Consider the following 16,469-nt stretch of genomic DNA (forward strand, 5'->3'; position numbering starts at 1 on the left):
GCTCAGCCGAGCGATCGGTGATCGGCGAGCAGCCTGTCGGCGAGATTCCGGAAGCCCTCGCTTGCGTTCCCCGGCAGGACGATATCGGCGGCAGCCTTGAGCTCCGGCGCGGCGTTGCCGACGGCTGCTTTCAAGCCGCAGCCTTCAAGAAGCGCGATGTCGTTGGCCTCGTCGCCCACCGCCGCCACGTCGCAATGGTGCAGTCCAAGGGCGGCGAGGGCATGGGAAAGGCCGCTGCCCTTGTCGATTCCCACGGGCAGGACCAGCACCCGTTCGCCGCAGGCGGTGATGTGAAGATCGTAGCCGCCGCGCGCGATGACCATCTCGATGCGCCCCGCATGGCCAGCGTCGGCCGCCACCATCGACCGGCCGACGAACAGGGATCCGCCGGGAAGCTCCCGCTTGAGATCGGCGAGAAACCTCTCGTCGACGGTCGGCGCGAGCATGTCTTCGGTTCCCGTTCGCGGACGGAAGGAGACGGCGCCGTTTTCCAGGATCACCGCCTCGAAGAGGTCGAGCACGTCGCAGGCGCGTCGGATGTTCTCAAGCCTGCGGCCAGACACCAGGATCAGGCGAAAGCCGGCGTCCCGCAGGGCGCGAAGTGTCGCCTCGGTGACAGCGCTCACCCGGCCCTGTTCGGCTATGGTGCCATCGTAGTCGACGGCAATGGCCTTGCAGACGAACGACCCGCTGCCGTCTTCCGCGGACGGCCCTTGGGGCGGGATGGCAGAAACCAGGTGCATGTCTGGCGCCCACGGGTATCTTGGCGGCTGAAAAGGACGATCGGCACCGGACCGGTATCGCAGGTGGCCCAAGCGCCATTCTTCAGGGAGAAAAGCACGTCATGAAGGACGGTCTCAGTCATCTGGACGACAAGGGCGCTGCCCATATGGTCGATGTGGGCGAGAAGGACGTCACCCAAAGGGCGGCGACGGCCAGCGGCCGGGTGATCATGAAAGCGGAGACGCTGGCGCTGATCGTCGACGGTAGGGTGCCGAAGGGCGACGTCATCGCCACGGCACGCCTTGCCGGCATCATGGCCGCCAAGAAGACGGCCGACCTCATCCCGCTCTGCCACCCGCTGGCGCTCTCGGGCGTCGTGCTGGAGCTCGAGCCCGATCCGGCGCTGCCCGGCGTCCTCGTGTCGGCGACGGTCCGCTGCACCGGCAAGACCGGGGTGGAAATGGAAGCGCTCACGGCCGTCTCGGTCGCCTGCCTGACCATCTACGACATGGTCAAGGCGGTCGAGAAGGGCGTGCGCATCGAGGCCATCCACCTCGTGGAGAAGAGCGGCGGCAAGTCCGGCCATTGGTTGGCCGAGGCCTGAGTCAGCCGACCTGAATCACGCGGGCTGATCGGCTTTCGCCTTGATCACCGGCGCCACGGTGTCCGGGCGGCGCTTGTAGCCGATGGTGTCGATGCGCATGTCGCGGATGTCGACCATCAGGAGGCGTCCGATCAGCGGCGTGCCGACGCCGGTGATCAGCTTCAGCACTTCGCAGGCGGCCAGCGTGCCCAGCACGCCGACCACGGCGCCGAGAATGCCGACCTGCGAGCAGGTCGGCACGTTACCGTCAGGCTCGTGCGGCATCAGGCAGCGCCAGCTCGGCTGGAGCTGGCCGTCGGCGTCGGCCACATAGGGCAGAAGCGTCGTCACCGAACCGTAGAACTCCTGCACCGCGGCGGTGACCAGCGGTTTCTGCAGCGCATAGGCGGTATCGGCCACCAGAAAGCGCGTCGGGAAGTTGTCCGTTCCATCGACGACGATGTCGAAGCGGTCGATGATGCCGGCGACATTGTCGGCGTCGAGGCGAACCGGCAAGAGCTCCGTCGTCACATGCGGGTTCAGGGCCGCCACGCGCTCGGCCGCGCTCTCCACCTTGGGCTTGCCGACGTTGTCCGTCGAGTGAACGACCTGCCGCTGCAGGTTGGACAGCGACACCACGTCGTCATCGACAAGACCGAGCGTCCCGACGCCGGCCGCGGCGAGATATTCGATGATGGGGGAGCCGAGCCCGCCGGCGCCGACGCAGAGAACCTTCGCCGCTTTCAGCTTCTGCTGGCCGGGGCCGCCGACGTCCCGCAGCAGCAGGTGGCGCGAGTAGCGGCGGACTTCGTCTTGGCTGAGGGCGGAGGTCATGCGGCGTTTCCTTGGTATGCCGGTTTTGGCAAAGTTGATGCCGATCATCGCGTATCGGCCTCGGCCTTTCCAGCTCCATCATAGGCGGCACCGGCGACGCCGGCAAAAACAAGGCCTGCGGGAAACCTTGCGGCGTCTCGCAGGCCCATCGATCTTCAGCGCGTCTCAGGCGGCTCTGACGGTCGCCAGGAAGGTTCTGACCTGATCCTTCAGCATGTCCGACTGCTGCGAAAGCTCTGCTGAGGAGCTCAGCACCTGCTCGGCAGCGGCGCTGGTGGCCGAGGCCGCCTGGGTCACCAGGGCGATGTTGCGGGAGACGCCGGCCGTACCGGTCGACGCGCTCTGGACGTTCTGGGCGATGTCCTGCGTCGTGGCGGCCTGTTCCTCGACCGCCGAAGCGATCAGAGCCGCGATCTGGTCCATCTTCTCGATGGTCTTCGAGATGCTGTCGATCGCTGTGACCGCCGTCTCGGTGGACGACTGGATGCCCGAGATCTGGGCACTGATCTGCGCCGTCGCCTTCGCCGTCTGGTCGGCGAGGTTCTTGACTTCGGAGGCCACCACGGCAAAGCCCTTTCCGGCCTCGCCGGCCCGGGCGGCCTCGATCGTCGCGTTGAGCGCCAGAAGGTTGGTCTGGCCGGCGACGTTGCCGATCAGATCGATGATCTCGCCGATACGCTGGGCGGCATCGGACAGATCCTTCACCGTCCGGGCGGTGCCGATGGCTTCCTGCACGGCGCTGGCTGCCATGCGGGCGCTTTCGGCGACCTGCCGGCTGATCTCCTGAACCGAGACCGCCATCTCCTCGGATGCCGACGCGACCGTGTTGACGTTGGCGGAGGCCTCCTCGGAGGCATGGGCAACCTCGGAGGAACGCACCGACGTATCCTCCGCGGTGTTGGTCAGGGTCTCGGCGGCCGACTGGAGCTGGCTCGACGCCGAGGAGACCGAGCCGACGATGGCGCCGACCGACTGCTCGAACTCGTCGGCCATGCGGGCCATGGCGACCTTCCGTTCGGCGGCGATGCGGGCGTCGTTGGCAGCTGCCTGTTCGCTTGCCGCCCTGGCGTCGACAACGGCGTTGTCCTGGATGATGCCGACGGTCCGCGCCATGGCGCCGATCTCGTCCTTGCGGTTGGTGCCGGGCACGACGATGCCGGTCTTGCGGGCCGCCAGGCCTTCCATCGCGGCGGTCAGACGCTGGATGGGCTTGCTGACCGACAGCGACACCAGCCACATGACGATAATGCCGGCGAAGGAGACGACCATGGAGACCAGGATCTGGTTGCTGGTGCTGTCACTCTGCGCGGCGGCGGTCTCGGTCGCCAGCTTGGTGACGTCGGCCATCACCACCGCCCTGGGAACGCCGATGATCACCGACCAGTTGGTGCCGGTGCGGCCGAGCGGCACCGGGGCGAACACGCGCAGGCGATCGTTGGATTCGTCGTGGGTGACCGTCTGCTTGCCGGCGGTAATCGTCTCCATGTCCTGTTGCCAGGAGGTGTCGATCTTCGACAGCGGCCCGCCGATGGCCGTCGGGTCGAGGCTGGAGGCGACGATCAGGCCCTTGTCGGTCACGATGGTGACCGAGCCTTCGCCGCCATAGATCTGTCCGTCGACGGCCTCGGCGAGCTTCTGGATCGCCGACAGGTCGAAGTCGGCGCCGGCGACGCCCAGGAACTTGCCCTTCACGCTGATCGGCACCGACATGGTGGCGAGATGCACGGCCTTGCCCTGCACGATATAGGGTAGGGGCGCAAGGATGCTTTCCTTGCCGGTTTCCTGCGGCCCGATGAACCAGCCGCCCTTCATGAGGCCGTTGCCGTGGCTCTCGCGGCTGTCATACTCGACCAGCGGCTGGAGAGCGATCTTGCCGGCGCTGTCACGCGTCCAGTAGGGCAGGGCGCGCCCCGTTGCGTCCGAACCGATGTTCGCTTTGCCTTTGAAGGCCGTGTCGTTGCCGTCGAGGCCGTCGGGAATCCAGGCGCTATAGGTGCCGTTGAAGCGGGGATTGTCCTTGAGGACGTTGAGCAGCGTGCCGTTGAGCTGAGCCCTGCGCAGGTCCGGCGGCGTCGCCGTCGGGCCGTCGTCGACCATGGTCTCCAGGGAGCGCGCCATGTTGCGGGCCGCCGCGAAGGCCGAATCCACTTCGGCGCGGATGTCGCCAGCCTGCGTCGTGGCAATGCCCAGAAGGGCCTCGCGCGACTTGGCGTCCAGCAGTTGCGCGACGCTTGCGCTGGTCTGCTCGTTCACGGTCTGGCTGGCGAACACGCCATAACCGACCACGGCCGCGACGGTCGTTACCAGACAGACGACGGAGAGCGCGACGATTTTGACTTTAATCGATTGAATGTTCACCGGATCCCCCAGCATTGACAGTGCTGTCTGCGTGGCAGCAACACCGGTCTAGCTGGCACCCGTTAACAACGAAAAAATATTCGCCAAGCAATGAGCGCCAATACTGGACCTTCCGACCATCGTCGTAAGCTTGCCCTCAACGCAGCATAAGTTCGACTGGAGAATTAAACTTCGTATTGTTTACAGGGCGTCGCGGCGGATTCTTCGCGCAGGCGTTGTGATCGCTGCTCCCAATATACGAGTTATGCTAGATATTTCCGTCGCTTGATTTAAATCCGGTGCAATCTTGGCCTGAACGCGGAAAAGGTGATGCAGGACGTCGTAATCTAGGTCATGTCGAGCATCTCTATTGAATGAGCTGAGTATTACTACTTGGTCCTGGAAATGCTGGGATGGAACCTTTCCGGTCTCCGAAACTTGTTTGTCGGAGAAGCAGGAGACGGTCTATGCCTCAAAGCCTTATCGACGAGTTCACCTTCGAGTTTCCCTTGCCGATCGAGATCCTGCTGCTCAGGACGATCGGCGCCGCCGTCTTGTGCGGTGTGATCGGTCTGGAACGCGGGGTGCACAACAACCCGGCGGGCCTCAGAACCAACATGCTGGTAGGCCTCGCCGTCTCCACCTTCTGCATGATCACCTTCTACATGATGGAGACCATGACAGCCGGCAACAATGCCATGCAGTTTGACCCGATCCGCCTGGTGGAGGCCGTGACCGCCGGCATCACCTTTCTGGCCGCCGGCGTCATCGTCTTCACCAAGGGCGACGTGAAGGGCCTGACGACGGGCGCCAGCATGTGGCTTTCCGGCGCCATCGGCCTCGCTTGCGGTCTTGGTCTCTGGTCGGTCGCCTTGCTGGCCAGTTTTGCCGGTGTCGTCATCCTCTGGGTGCTGCGCCACGTGCAGTACAAGACCGGCCTCAAGGATGGAGATCCTTCCGCCGACGGTAAGTGAACATCTCCTGATCCGCGGCCGGAACGAAACGGGCGTGGGGGCGTTTTCTCCCGGCAGCCCTCACGCTGCACTGGAGAGGGAGAGTAACTGTGAGAACCTTTTTCCGGGACAATGGGCTGACGATCGCCTTGATGGCGATGTTCCTGGTCAGCGTGATCGGCATGATCCTGGCCGGCCACGCCAGTTACAATGAGGAGCTCACCGAGCACAGCGTGCCGGCCGTCGGGCTTCTTGCCTATCTCGGCAGCGGCAGTTTCCTGTCGGCACTGTTCGAGAACTGGGAAAGCGAGTTCCTGCAAATGTCGGTCTACGTCATCCTGACGGCCATGCTGTTCCAGCGCGGCTCGGCAGAGTCGCGCGATCCCGACGATCCTGACCGGCCGAAGGACGAGTTGCCGGCCGACCTTCGCCGGCGTCATCCAGTTCTGTCCTGGCTCTATTCCAATGCGCTCGGCCTCGCGCTCGCCGCCCTGTTCGTCGCGTCCTTCTGCCTGCACTGGTGGTCGAGCTTCGTCGCCGCCAACGACGAGGCGGCGCGGCACGGCGGCGAGCTTCAGTCCCTCGGTGCCTATCTCCTCGATGCCCAGCTCTGGTTCGAGTCCTTCCAGAACTGGCAGTCGGAGTTTCTGTCGACGGCGGTGCTGGTGGTGCTGTCGATCTTCCTACGCCACAAGGGCTCGCCGGAATCGAAGCCGGTTGGCGCCACCAATGCCGAGACGGGCGCGTAGTCCCCTCAGCCGGGGAGAAGCGCGTCTATTGTCCGGTCAAGCTGGTCATAATGGCCTATGACGGCATCGGCGCCGAACTCGATTGCCGGCCGTCCGCCATAGCCGAACTCGACGGCGATCACCGGCACGCCGGCGGCGCGGGCGGTGGCGATGTCGGTTTCGCTGTCGCCGACCATCACCGCGGCGTCCGGCGTGCCGCCGGCCCGGTTGATCGCCTCAAGCAGCGGGCGCGGATGCGGCTTCTGTTCGGGCAGGCTGTCGCCGCCAATGACGGCCGCGAACAGATGGGCGAGGCCGGTACCCTCGAGCACGGCACGGCCGAGCGCTTCCCGCTTGTTGGTGCAGACCGCAAGGCCGAAACCGCGTCGGGACAGGCGGTCAAGCGCGCCGGTAACGCCGGGGTAGGGGCAGGTCTCCACCGCGATCTCGGCTCCGTAGAAGGCGATGAAGCGTTCGATGAGCTCCGGCAGCCTTGCGGTGTCGATGTCCCGGCCGGCGCGGCGGAACCCTTCGCCGATCATTGCCCGCGCACCGTGACCGAACAGATTGGCGACGTCGGCGCGCTGCAGCGCGGCCAGGCCCTCACCGTCGAGTGTCCGATTGAGAGCCCTCAGAAGGTCTGGACCTGTGTCGAGAAGCGTTCCATCGAGATCGAAGACGACAACCGGACGCATCGGCCGCAATGCCTTTCTTTTGCAACGATGGGAGGGATTTAGCACGATCGTGGCCGGTCGCCAGAACTATCGGCGGTCCACCGGCATGAAAGGGCCAACAATGGTCGTGCCCGAGCGCAACGGACTTGCGACTTTTCGCAGATTGCGGCAAACCAGCGGGGGCCGTTCTGGGGGAAATGGGGCTTGATCGCGGCGGGCGCATCATTTCGCCAGAATTCGGTTTCACAGGCTGGGCGACGGCGCTTTGGCGCGATCGGGCCGCCGGCGATTCCGACGGAGTCGCCTGGGCGTGACGAGCGGTCGTGACAAGCACCTGCCCTTCGGGACCACATGAAGCCAACGACGCAGTCGATATCGGAGTTTTGTTTATGCACCGGACCCTGAACCTTCTCCGCCGCCCGCTGGCGGCGGCCATGGTGATCGCCGCGCTGGCGTCTCCGGCATTGTCTGAGGACTTCACCGAGTCCCATCTCGCCGCGGCCCGCGAGACCATCGCCGCCGCCCATGCGTCCGAGCAGTTCAACGGAATTCTGATCGCCCTGGCCGAGCAGACCAAGGCGCTGTTCCAGCGTTCCAACCCCGGTGCCGCAAAGGACATCGAGGAAGTGGTGAGCGCCGTCGCCCTCGATCTCGCCAAGCGTCGTCCCGATCTCGATCGAGAGCTCGAGCGTGTCTGGGCCGGCCGCTTCAACGAGGACGAACTGAAGCAGATCACCACCTTCTTCAAGTCGCCGGTCGGCGAGAAATACGGCCAGCTGGCGCCAGTGATCATCCAGGACTCGATGCGCTCGGCCGGTATCTGGCGCGACGCCCTGTCGACGGAAATTCTCACGCGCTCGCGTGACGAGCTCAACAAGCGCGGCTACAGCTTCTGAGGACGGAGTTGCCACGACCGGCCGCCGACGTGATATGAGGACATCGGTTCCTCCATACGGCGGTTGGTGATGGCTTCCTTCGACTATGATCTCTTCGTCATCGGCGCGGGCTCCGGCGGGGTCCGCGCCGCTCGCATTTCCGGCGGCTACGGCGCGCGCGTCGCCATCGCAGAGGAGTCCCGCATCGGCGGCACCTGCGTCATTCGCGGCTGCGTGCCGAAGAAGCTTCTGGTCTATGCGTCGCGATTCGCCGGCGAGTTCAATGACGCGGCCGGCTTCGGCTGGACGGTTGGCGACCGGGCATTCGACTGGGCGGCGCTGCGGGCGGCCAAGGAGCGGGAAATCACCCGGCTCGAAGGCATCTACGCTGGCAATCTCCAGCGATCGGGCGTGGACGTCATTCGCGACCGCGCCGTCATCACCGGTCCTCACGAGATCCGCCTCGTCGCCGAGGAGCGGACCGTCACGGCCGGCCGCATCCTGATCGCCACCGGCAACCGCCCCGTGCTGCCGAATATTCCAGGCATCGAGCATGCCGTCACCTCGACCGACATGTTCGATCTGCCGACCCTGCCGGAAAAGGCGATCGTGATCGGCGGCGGCTACATCGGCCTCGAGTTTGCCTCCATCCTCAACGGCCTCGGCGTCGCCACCACGGTGCTCTACCGCGGCGAGCAGGTGCTGCGCGGCTTCGATCGCGAGGTCAGGGACAAGCTTGCCGACGCGCTCCGGGCACGTGGCATCGACCTCAGGACCGGCGTGCAGGTGAAGAGAATCGACAAGACGGCGGTCGGTTTCGACGTCGAGCTGATGGACGGCGCCAACCTCGACACGGATCTCATTCTCGCCGCCACCGGGCGCCATCCCAACACCGAGGGGCTCGGCCTGGAGGCGTTGGGCGTGACGCTCGATGCCGACGGCGCCGTCGTCGTCAACGCGCTGTCGGAAACCTCGGTGCCCTCGATCTACGCGGTGGGCGACGTGACCAATCGCGCCCAGCTCACGCCGGTGGCGATCCGCGAAGGCCACGCCTTCGCCGACACGGTGTTCGGTGGCAAGGAGAGCTTCGCCGACCACACGATCCTGCCGACCGCCATCTTCACCACGCCGGAAATCGGCACGGTCGGCCTGTCCGAGGAAGCGGCCTGCGCGGCGCATGCGGCGGTGGACGTCTACAAGACCGAGTTCCGCCCCATGCGCAACATTCTCGCCGGCCGCGACGAGCGCACCTTCATGAAGGTGGTGGTCGATGCCGTGACCGACCGCGTGCTCGGCGTCCACATCATGGGACCGGAGGCCGGCGAGATGATCCAGATCGTTGGCATAACCATGACCATGGGCGCGACCAAGCGCGACTTCGACCGAACCATGGCCGTCCATCCCACCGCCGCCGAGGAACTGGTGACGCTGCGGACGCCCGCCGTGCGCCACAGGTAGCAAACGGCGGGGTTGGTCCGCGTCGTTCGTCAGGCGAGAGGGATCCAGATTTCCACCGTGCCGCTGCTGGTCTTCGGGTCGTAGCGCTCATCGTAGAGCTCGAAGTCCGGCGCCTTGGCGGGCGTCAGTCCGGCGTCGGGCAGGGCCTTGTTCCAGATGGTGTAGACGGTCTTGTTGAAGTCGGAGATATGGCCGACGTGCTTGAAGACGGCATATCGGCTCGCCGGAATGTCGACCGTGTCGAGACCGTCGGGTACGTGCGTGGCCGTCGTCGCCTGGCCCGCGACGTAGCGGAAGTGGCCGTCGGCCTCCATGTCGCAGCAGACCCCGTAGTAGACGCCGGCGACCGGCGACGGAATCTCGTTGCAGTGCTGGTCGAACTCGCCCCACAGCTTTGGAATGACGGAGTTGGTTTCAAAGGTGCAGCGGGTCGAAAGCCCCATCACCCGGAACGCACCACGCTCGCGAAACTCCGGCGCGGCGATGTCGATGATCATGTCCTTGTTCATGGTCCAGGGCTCCATCAGGGGGAGATTGCAGGTCGTCCGGGCCAGCCGAACCGCGCTCGGCAGCATGCCGAAACAGCCGGCGAAGGCCCGGGTGAAGGCTTCGTGCGAGCCATAGCCGGCATCGAGGGCGATGGGCAGGATGTCCTGGTCGCCCTTTGCCAGCGCTTCGGCGGCGATGGTGAGCCGCCGGGCTCTCAGGTAGCTCATCGGTGCGAGGCCGACGTTGGTCTGGAAGAGACGCGTGAGGTGCCAGGGGCTGGCGCCGCAGAGGTCGGCAAGCTCGGCCAGCGTAAACGGCCGTCCGATATTCAGCTCCAGGTACCAGACTGCCTTTTCCAGGACGCCCATCTCTTCCTCGCGACGTTGAGAGCGCTTCGTTGATGATCGAAGCCGGACAGCTCCGCTTGATCGAAATTGCTTGACCACGACCACCATAACGAAAACGCCGCCCGAAGGCGGCGTTTGCAACGCGAGTGTCCGAAGGATCAGGCGGTAATCGCCCTGCCACTCTCATCAAAGCGGTGGATCTTGGCCGGGTCCGGCGTCGCATGGACGATATCGTCCGCCGCGTAACGATGCTCGCCGAACAGCCGCACGGTCACGAGGCCGGCGGTCTCTGTTTCGAGATAGAGATTGGTATCGGCGCCGAGATGCTCGGCGTGGATCACCTTGCCACGGAAGCGCCCTTCGGTCGGCGACACGCTGAGGTGCTCCGGCCGGATGCCGATGGTGGCGCCTGTCTCGCCAATGCGTGCCGCCTCGATGAAGTTCATCTGCGGCGAGCCGATGAAGCCGGCGACGAACAGGTTGGCGGGGCGGTTGTAGAGTTCCATCGGCGAACCGATCTGCTCGATGACGCCGCCGTTCAGTACCACGATGCGATCGGCCAGCGTCATCGCCTCGACCTGGTCGTGCGTCACGTAGATCATGGTGGCGCCGAGCTGGCGGTGCAGGCGGGCGATCTCGACGCGTGTCTGCACGCGCAACGCGGCATCGAGGTTGGAGAGCGGCTCGTCGAACAGGAACAGCTCGGGTTCGCGCACCAGCGCGCGGCCGATGGCGACGCGCTGCCGCTGGCCGCCGGAGAGCTCGGCTGGCCGGCGCTTGAGATAAGGCTCCAGCGATAGCATCTCCGTCGCTGCGGCGACGCGGGTGTTGATCTCGTCCGTCGGCGTGCCGGCTTGCTTGAGACCCAGTGCCATGTTGTCGCGCACGCTGAGGTGCGGATAGAGCGCGTAGGTCTGAAAGACCATGGCGATGCCGCGCTTGGCAGGCGGGGCCACCGTCACGTCCTCACCGTTGATCAGCACGGTGCCCGAGGTGACGTCCTCAAGGCCGGCGATCGAGCGCAGCAGCGTCGACTTGCCGCAGCCGGACGGGCCGACGAAGATGACGAACTCGCCGTCCTTCACCTGGAGGTCGATGCCTTTCAGCACCTCCTGCGCGCCGAAGGACTTCCTGATGTTCCTGAGTTCAAGCGATCCCACGGGGCTTATCCTTGCAATTTGACCGGCTTGCCGGTGCGGACGCTCTCGTCGGCGGCGAGGCAGACGGCAAGCGATTTCAAAGCGTCGTTCATGTGCTGGGTGAGGTCGAGGTCCTCGACGATCGCCCTGAGCATATAGGCCTGTTCCAGCTCGCAGAGTTCCTGGTGGCCGGGCTCGCCGGCCATGGTGTGGTCGGTGTCCGGCGAGAGGAACGCGCCGTCAGGACCGGTCGCCGCCTTGTGGACGCGGATGGTCGAGGTGCGGGTGTGGGCGTCGACGTCGTCGGACTTGCCCTCCCTCATGACGATGGAGGCCGAACCGTTGGGCGAGATGATATCCTTCACGAAGAAGGCCTGCTCGGACATCATCGGTCCCCAGCCCGCCTCGTACCAGCCCACCGAACCGTCGGAGAACAGCACCTGCAAGTGGCCGTAGTTGTACATGTCCGGCGCGATCTCATTGGAGAGGCGGAGACCCATGCCGCGCACTTCAACAGGTTCGGCGTCGGTCACCTGACACATGACGTCGATATAATGGACGCCGCAGTCGACGATCGGCGCGGTGGTGTTCATCAGCGCCTTGTGCGTCTCCCAGGTCTTGCCGGAGGACTGCTGGTTGAGGTTCATGCGGAAGACGTAGGGGCCGCCGAGCGCCCGCGCCTCGGCGATGAAACGCTGCCACGACGGGTGGTGGCGCAGGATGTAGCCGATGACCAGCTTCCGCTTGTTGGCGACCGCGCAGTCGATGATCCGCCGTGCGTCGGCCACCGTGGTGGCCAGCGGCTTTTCCACGAAGACGTGGCAGCCCTGTTCCATGGCCATTACAGCATAGTCGGCGTGGCTTTCCGAATAGGTGCTGATCGACGCCATGTCCGGCTTCAGCGCCTTGAGCGCCTCCGGGAAGGAGGGGGAGATCTCGTAGCCCTGGAGTTCGTCCGGCAGCGGCACCTTGGTGCGGTTGACGAGGCCGACGATCTGAAAGCCCGGATTGCGATGGTAGGCGAGGGCATGGCTCCGGCCCATGTTGCCGAGGCCGGCCGAGAGGACGCGAACGGGCGACGTCATTTGACCGCTCCCGAGGTGATGCCGCGGATCAGTTGCCGCGAGAAGATGACGTAGAGGATGAGCACCGGGAAGATGGCGAGCGACAGCGCCGCCAGCACGGCGTTCCAGTTGGTGACGAACTGGCCGATGAACAGCTGCGCGCCGAGCGTCACCGTCTTGGTGCTCTCGCTCGGGGCGAGGATCAGCGGGAACCACAGGTCGTTCCAGATGGGGATCATGGTGAACACGGCCACCGTCGCCATGGCCGGCCGCACCAGCGGCAGCACCAGGCGGAAGAAGATGGCGTACTCGGAAAGGCCGTCGATGCGGCCAGCGTTCTTGAGGTCGTCAGAGACCGTCCGCATGAACTCCGACAGGATGAAGACGGCAAGCGGCAGCCCTTGCGCCGTATAGACCAGGATGAGGGCGGTCAGCGTGTTGACAAGGCCGGTCGCCACCATGCCCTGCAGCAGCGCCACCGTACCCAGGCGGATCGGGATCATGATGCCGATGGCAAGATAGAGCCCCATCAGCGTGTTGCCGCGGAAGCGATATTCGGCGAGCGCGAAGGCGGCCATGGCGCCGAAGAGCAGCACCAGGAAGATCGAGACGACCGTGACGATGGTGCTGTTCTGAAAATAGGTGACGAAGTCGCCCTGCTTCAGAACCGTCTCATAGCCGATCAGGCTGAAGGTCGACGGCCCCGGCAGACGCAGCGGCTGGCCGAAGATCGCCTGCTTGCTCTTGAACGAGTTGATGATGGTGAGGAACACCGGGAACAGCGCCACCAGCGTGTAGGCGATCAGCGCCACATGGACGAGACTGGTGCGCAGCGTCGATTGTCTTGCCTTGGACATCCGCCCCTCCCGTCAGAACTGGTAGCGGCGGATGCGCCGCTGGATGCCGAACAGGTAGATGCAGACACCCGTCAGGATGATCAGGAACATGATCGTGGCGATGGTGGCGCCCATCGACTGGTCGCCGAGCTGCAGCTGGAACCCGAAGAAGGTGCGGTAGAGGAAGGTGCCGAGAATATCGGTCGTCTTGTCCGGCCCGGCCAGCGCGCCCTGCATGGTGTAGACGAGGTCGAAGGCGTTGAAGTTGCCGACGAAGGTCAGGATCGAGATGATGCCGATGGCGGGAAGGATCAGCGGCAGCTTGATCTTGAAGAACTGGCCCCACCCGGTGACGCCGTCGATCTCCGCCGCCTCGATCACCTCCTCGGGAATGTTGAGGAGCGCGGCGTAGATCAGCATCATCGGTATGCCGATGAACTGCCAGACCGAGACCAGCGACACGGCGATCAGCGCCGAGCCGGACTTGCCGAGCCAGGGACCGAACAGCGCCTTCATGCCCACGAGGTCCATCAGCCAGGGGGCGACGCCCCAGATCGGCGACAGGATCAGCTTCCAGATGAAGCCGACGATGACGAAGGAGAGCAGCGTCGGCAGGAAGAAGGCGGTGCGGTAGAAGGCGGCGAACCGGAGGCCCGGCAGCGACAGCAGCGCGGCCAGCGCGATGCCGATCGGGTTCTGCACCGCCATATGGATCAGGAAGAAGATGAAGTTGTTGCCGAGCGCGTTCCAGAAGTCGGCCGCCCAGCGCGGGTCGCCGAACAGCGTGGCGAAATTCGCGAAGCCGACGAAGACATGCTCGCCGTCGACGACGTTGAAGAAGGACTGCCGCAGCGTCTCGATGAGCGGCAGGATCATCACCGCGGTGTAGATGATGACGGTGGGAGCAAGGAAGACGAGAATATGCCAGCGCCGCGGTCGCCGCCGCGCAGCTTCCCCGCCCTGGTCGGGTGCAAGGTCGGTCATGTCAGTCTCTGTGGCGCCGGCAACCGGTCGGCGATAGCCGACGGGCGGAGGAGACGACGGCGCGGAGGACCGCGCCGTCGTCCGCGTTTTACATCTTGGCCGGCTTGTACCAGCTGTCGAGGCCGTCCTGCAGCTTCTTGGCAGCGGCTTCCGGCGTCTCGGTGCCGTTGATGACGTTGGCCGAAGCCGCCCAGGTCTCGTTCTCGAGGTTGGGCGTGCCGCGCGACAGGATCTGGTAGGTCGAGCGGATGGTCGGCTTGCAGGTCTCGCGCCAGGAGACGAACTCCTTGGCCAGCGGGTCGCTCATCTCCACGGCCGTCGAGTTCAGGCTGAAGAAGCCCGGCAGCGCGTTGGCGTAGATGGTGGCGAACTCGGGCGAGGCCACCCACTCGAGGAACACCTTGGCTTCCTCCTTGTGGGCGCTGGCCGCGTTGAGGCCCATGGCGATGTCGTTATGGTCGGAGATGTAGCAGGTGTCCCCGTCTTTCGCGACCGGCGGCGGGAAGGCGCCAAGCTTCAGGCCGGCGGTGTTGAACAGCGAGATCTCCCACGAGCCGGCCGGGTAGATGGCGGCACGGCCGAGCGTGAACAGGTTCTGGCTGTCGGGGTAGGTCTGCGCCTCGAAGCCATCGCCGAGATAGGGCTTCCACTTGGCGAGCACGCGATAGGGCTCGACCCAGGCGTCGTCGGTCAGCTTCTGGGTGCCGGCGATCAGCGCCTTGCGGCCCTCCTCACCCTTCCAGTAGGTCGGACCGATGTTCTGGTAGCCCATCGTGGCGGCTTCCCACATGTCCTTGGTGCCCATGGCCATGGGAATGTAGGTGCCGTCGGCCTTGATCTTGTCGAGGGCGGCGAAGAACTGATCGACGGTCTTGGGAACCTCGACGCCGGCCTTCTCGAAGGCTTCCGTATTGTAGATGAAGCCGTGGATGACGGAGGCCATCGGCACGCAGAAGGTCTTGGAGCCGTCGTCGGTGGTCCAGGCGGACTTGGCGACGTCGGAGAAGTTCTTCATGCCCTCAAGGCCGGTGAGATCCTCGAGCTTGCCCTTCTCGAAGAGCTGCAGCGACGTGTCGAACGGCCGGCAGGCGACGAGGTCGCCGGCGGAGCCCGCGTCGAGCTTGGCGTTGAGCGCGGCGTTATATTCGGTCGGCGCGCTGGGCGAGAAGGTGACCTTGATGCCCGGATGCTTGGCCTCGAAAGCCGGAATGATCTTTTCCTGCCAGATCTGAAGGTCGTCGTTGCGCCAGCTCTCGATGTTGAGCGTGACGTCGGCCGCGGCGGCCGTGCCGACGCCGGCCAGAATGCTCGATGCCAGCAGGACACCCTGCAACGTAGTGCGATACATCGTCCGTCTCCCTTTGCTCGCGTCTTGATGACGCGCGTTGAGAACCCCGATTATGATTTTGCGACGAGCGACATCGCCCGACGCAGGTTTTGGCCGGCCTCGACGAGAGCGGCATTTGCCGTCTCGATATCTCCCGCGCCGGCGGCGAGCAGAATGGCGTGTTTGACCGAACCGCGGCTCTCCCGGAGGAGCCCTGTCGCCGCGTCGGCCTGAATTCCGGTGATGTCCGTCACGATGCGGGCGGCGCGCGCCCGGAGCTTGTCGTTGTCGGCCCTGACATTGACCATATGGCCGTCGAGCACGTGGCCGAGATGGACGGCCATCAGCGTCGACAGCATGTTGAGGGCGATCTTCTGGGCCGTACCCGCTCCCATGCGGGTCGAGCCGGAGATGACCTCCGGCGGCGTTTTCAGCAGCACCGCCACGTCGGCGGCGGTGAGAAGCGGCGCGCCGTCGTTGTTGGCGATGCCGATCACCGTGGCGCCGCGTTCCTTGGCGGCCCGGGCGGCGGCGAGCGTGTAGGGCGTCGAACCGGAGGCCGATACGGCGATGACGCAGTCGCCCTGTCCGATGCCGGATGCCGCGAGATCGGCGGCACCGGCCTCGACGTCGTCTTCGCCCGCGCCAAGCATGTCGACCAGACTGTCACGGCCGCCGGCCAGAATGACGATGGCCTCGTCAAGGCCGATACCATAGGTACCCGGCAGTTCCAGGCAATCGGCGAGTGCCATCAGGCCGGAGCTGCCAGCGCCGACATAGACGAGGCGATGGCCCGACGACAAGGCGGCGGCGGCACGGCTCGACGCTTCGGCGATGGCGGGAATGGCCGCTTCAACGCTGCGCGCAGCATTCACCTGGGCGGCGGCAAGCGCGCCGAGAATCCGCGCTGGCGGCAGGGTGTCGAACCCCTTCGCATGGACATCGCGATCCTCGGTACCGAGCTGTGCCGTCATTATGCCACTCCCCACTCGGGCAATAATGCCAAAAAGCTACCACTTGTCTAGAGGGACAATCATACTTCGTTCATTTTTGCCGCAGCTGGAGTTGGGTGGGTGTGAGCAGGCTGCATAAAACGCAACTAAAACAATTGGTTGTCG

General features: G+C 65.1%; 16 protein-coding genes. 5 read left to right on the forward strand and 11 right to left on the reverse strand.

What is annotated here, in order from left to right; all coding sequences use genetic code 11:
* Positions 1–2: 2 nt before the first annotated feature.
* The gene (locus tag CXZ10_RS00230; RefSeq protein ID WP_101286947.1) at positions 3–743 is read right to left on the reverse strand and encodes an HAD family hydrolase; all 741 of its coding nucleotides are present in this window, start codon (positions 741–743) and stop codon (positions 3–5) included.
* Between the two features lie 101 nt (positions 744–844).
* Between CXZ10_RS00230 and moaC the strand changes: the two genes are divergently transcribed.
* On the forward strand, positions 845–1,327 hold the full coding sequence (gene moaC / locus CXZ10_RS00235) for a cyclic pyranopterin monophosphate synthase MoaC (RefSeq protein WP_101286948.1): 483 nt from the start codon (positions 845–847) through the stop codon (positions 1,325–1,327).
* Between the two features lie 15 nt (positions 1,328–1,342).
* Here the strand turns inward: moaC and CXZ10_RS00240 are convergent, their stop codons facing one another.
* Positions 1,343–2,140 carry a HesA/MoeB/ThiF family protein gene (locus CXZ10_RS00240; RefSeq protein WP_101287078.1) on the reverse strand — a complete coding sequence of 266 codons (798 nt, stop codon included), beginning with the start codon at positions 2,138–2,140 and terminating at the stop codon, positions 1,343–1,345.
* Positions 2,141–2,305: 165 nt separating this feature from the next.
* Positions 2,306–4,498: a methyl-accepting chemotaxis protein gene (locus CXZ10_RS00245; protein WP_101287079.1), complete on the reverse strand. Its 2,193-nt coding sequence runs from the start codon at positions 4,496–4,498 to the stop codon at positions 2,306–2,308.
* Between the two features lie 446 nt (positions 4,499–4,944).
* On the opposite strand from CXZ10_RS00245, the gene CXZ10_RS00250 reads away from it, so the two are divergent.
* Both CXZ10_RS00250 and CXZ10_RS00255 read left to right on the forward strand, forming a co-directional pair.
* A complete protein-coding gene (locus tag CXZ10_RS00250; protein WP_101286949.1) occupies positions 4,945–5,451 on the forward strand; it encodes an MgtC/SapB family protein in 507 nt (168 codons plus the stop codon).
* An 89-nt stretch (positions 5,452–5,540) separates the two neighbouring features.
* Positions 5,541–6,179, forward strand: coding sequence for a DUF6766 family protein (locus CXZ10_RS00255; RefSeq protein WP_101286950.1), 639 nt, complete (start codon positions 5,541–5,543; stop codon positions 6,177–6,179).
* Between the two features lie 5 nt (positions 6,180–6,184).
* Here the strand turns inward: CXZ10_RS00255 and gph are convergent, their stop codons facing one another.
* Complete coding sequence (gph, locus tag CXZ10_RS00260) at positions 6,185–6,853, reverse strand: phosphoglycolate phosphatase (RefSeq protein ID WP_101286951.1); 669 nt, start codon at positions 6,851–6,853, stop codon at positions 6,185–6,187.
* A gap of 368 nt (positions 6,854–7,221) precedes the next feature.
* On the opposite strand from gph, the gene CXZ10_RS00265 reads away from it, so the two are divergent.
* Positions 7,222–7,728 carry a DUF2059 domain-containing protein gene (locus tag CXZ10_RS00265; RefSeq protein ID WP_101286952.1) on the forward strand — a complete coding sequence of 169 codons (507 nt, stop codon included), beginning with the start codon at positions 7,222–7,224 and terminating at the stop codon, positions 7,726–7,728.
* A 69-nt stretch (positions 7,729–7,797) separates the two neighbouring features.
* The gene (gene gor, locus CXZ10_RS00270) at positions 7,798–9,165 is read left to right on the forward strand and encodes a glutathione-disulfide reductase (protein WP_101286953.1); all 1,368 of its coding nucleotides are present in this window, start codon (positions 7,798–7,800) and stop codon (positions 9,163–9,165) included.
* A 29-nt stretch (positions 9,166–9,194) separates the two neighbouring features.
* Here the strand turns inward: gor and CXZ10_RS00275 are convergent, their stop codons facing one another.
* The 7 genes from CXZ10_RS00275 to CXZ10_RS00305 form a co-directional block, all read right to left on the reverse strand.
* Entirely contained in the window at positions 9,195–10,022 is an 828-nt protein-coding gene (locus CXZ10_RS00275; protein WP_101286954.1) for an AraC family transcriptional regulator, read from the reverse strand.
* Positions 10,023–10,159: 137 nt separating this feature from the next.
* Positions 10,160–11,161: an ABC transporter ATP-binding protein gene (locus tag CXZ10_RS00280; RefSeq protein ID WP_101286955.1), complete on the reverse strand. Its 1,002-nt coding sequence runs from the start codon at positions 11,159–11,161 to the stop codon at positions 10,160–10,162.
* A 5-nt stretch (positions 11,162–11,166) separates the two neighbouring features.
* On the reverse strand, positions 11,167–12,225 hold the full coding sequence (locus tag CXZ10_RS00285) for a Gfo/Idh/MocA family protein (protein ID WP_101286956.1): 1,059 nt from the start codon (positions 12,223–12,225) through the stop codon (positions 11,167–11,169).
* On the reverse strand, positions 12,222–13,061 hold the full coding sequence (locus CXZ10_RS00290; protein WP_101286957.1) for a carbohydrate ABC transporter permease: 840 nt from the start codon (positions 13,059–13,061) through the stop codon (positions 12,222–12,224). The genes CXZ10_RS00285 and CXZ10_RS00290 overlap by 4 nt, the downstream gene beginning before the upstream one ends.
* A gap of 12 nt (positions 13,062–13,073) precedes the next feature.
* Positions 13,074–14,024 carry a carbohydrate ABC transporter permease gene (locus tag CXZ10_RS00295; RefSeq protein ID WP_101286958.1) on the reverse strand — a complete coding sequence of 317 codons (951 nt, stop codon included), beginning with the start codon at positions 14,022–14,024 and terminating at the stop codon, positions 13,074–13,076.
* A gap of 88 nt (positions 14,025–14,112) precedes the next feature.
* A complete protein-coding gene (locus tag CXZ10_RS00300) occupies positions 14,113–15,372 on the reverse strand; it encodes an ABC transporter substrate-binding protein (RefSeq protein WP_101286959.1) in 1,260 nt (419 codons plus the stop codon).
* Positions 15,373–15,422: 50 nt separating this feature from the next.
* Positions 15,423–16,325, reverse strand: coding sequence for an N-acetylmuramic acid 6-phosphate etherase (locus tag CXZ10_RS00305; protein ID WP_101286960.1), 903 nt, complete (start codon positions 16,323–16,325; stop codon positions 15,423–15,425).
* Positions 16,326–16,469: the final 144 nt, after the last annotated feature.

Source organism: Pleomorphomonas diazotrophica (assembly GCF_002844595.1).
GTDB lineage: Bacteria > Pseudomonadota > Alphaproteobacteria > Rhizobiales > Pleomorphomonadaceae > Pleomorphomonas > Pleomorphomonas diazotrophica.

Bases quoted from the DNA above. Each gene is read 5' to 3' on its own strand.
- CXZ10_RS00230 (WP_101286947.1), bottom strand. From the start codon at position 743: ATGCACCTGGTTTCTGCCATCCCGCCCCAAGGGCCGTCCGCGGAAGAC.
- moaC (WP_101286948.1), top strand. From the start codon at position 845: ATGAAGGACGGTCTCAGTCATCTGGACGACAAGGGCGCTGCCCATATG.
- CXZ10_RS00240 (WP_101287078.1), bottom strand. From the start codon at position 2,140: ATGACCTCCGCCCTCAGCCAAGACGAAGTCCGCCGCTACTCGCGCCAC.
- CXZ10_RS00250 (WP_101286949.1), top strand. From the start codon at position 4,945: ATGCCTCAAAGCCTTATCGACGAGTTCACCTTCGAGTTTCCCTTGCCG.
- gph (WP_101286951.1), bottom strand. From the start codon at position 6,853: ATGCGTCCGGTTGTCGTCTTCGATCTCGATGGAACGCTTCTCGACACA.
- CXZ10_RS00265 (WP_101286952.1), top strand. From the start codon at position 7,222: ATGCACCGGACCCTGAACCTTCTCCGCCGCCCGCTGGCGGCGGCCATG.
- gor (WP_101286953.1), top strand. From the start codon at position 7,798: ATGGCTTCCTTCGACTATGATCTCTTCGTCATCGGCGCGGGCTCCGGC.
- CXZ10_RS00275 (WP_101286954.1), bottom strand. From the start codon at position 10,022: ATGGGCGTCCTGGAAAAGGCAGTCTGGTACCTGGAGCTGAATATCGGA.
- CXZ10_RS00285 (WP_101286956.1), bottom strand. From the start codon at position 12,225: ATGACGTCGCCCGTTCGCGTCCTCTCGGCCGGCCTCGGCAACATGGGC.
- CXZ10_RS00290 (WP_101286957.1), bottom strand. From the start codon at position 13,061: ATGTCCAAGGCAAGACAATCGACGCTGCGCACCAGTCTCGTCCATGTG.
- CXZ10_RS00295 (WP_101286958.1), bottom strand. From the start codon at position 14,024: ATGACCGACCTTGCACCCGACCAGGGCGGGGAAGCTGCGCGGCGGCGA.
- CXZ10_RS00300 (WP_101286959.1), bottom strand. From the start codon at position 15,372: ATGTATCGCACTACGTTGCAGGGTGTCCTGCTGGCATCGAGCATTCTG.
- CXZ10_RS00305 (WP_101286960.1), bottom strand. From the start codon at position 16,325: ATGACGGCACAGCTCGGTACCGAGGATCGCGATGTCCATGCGAAGGGG.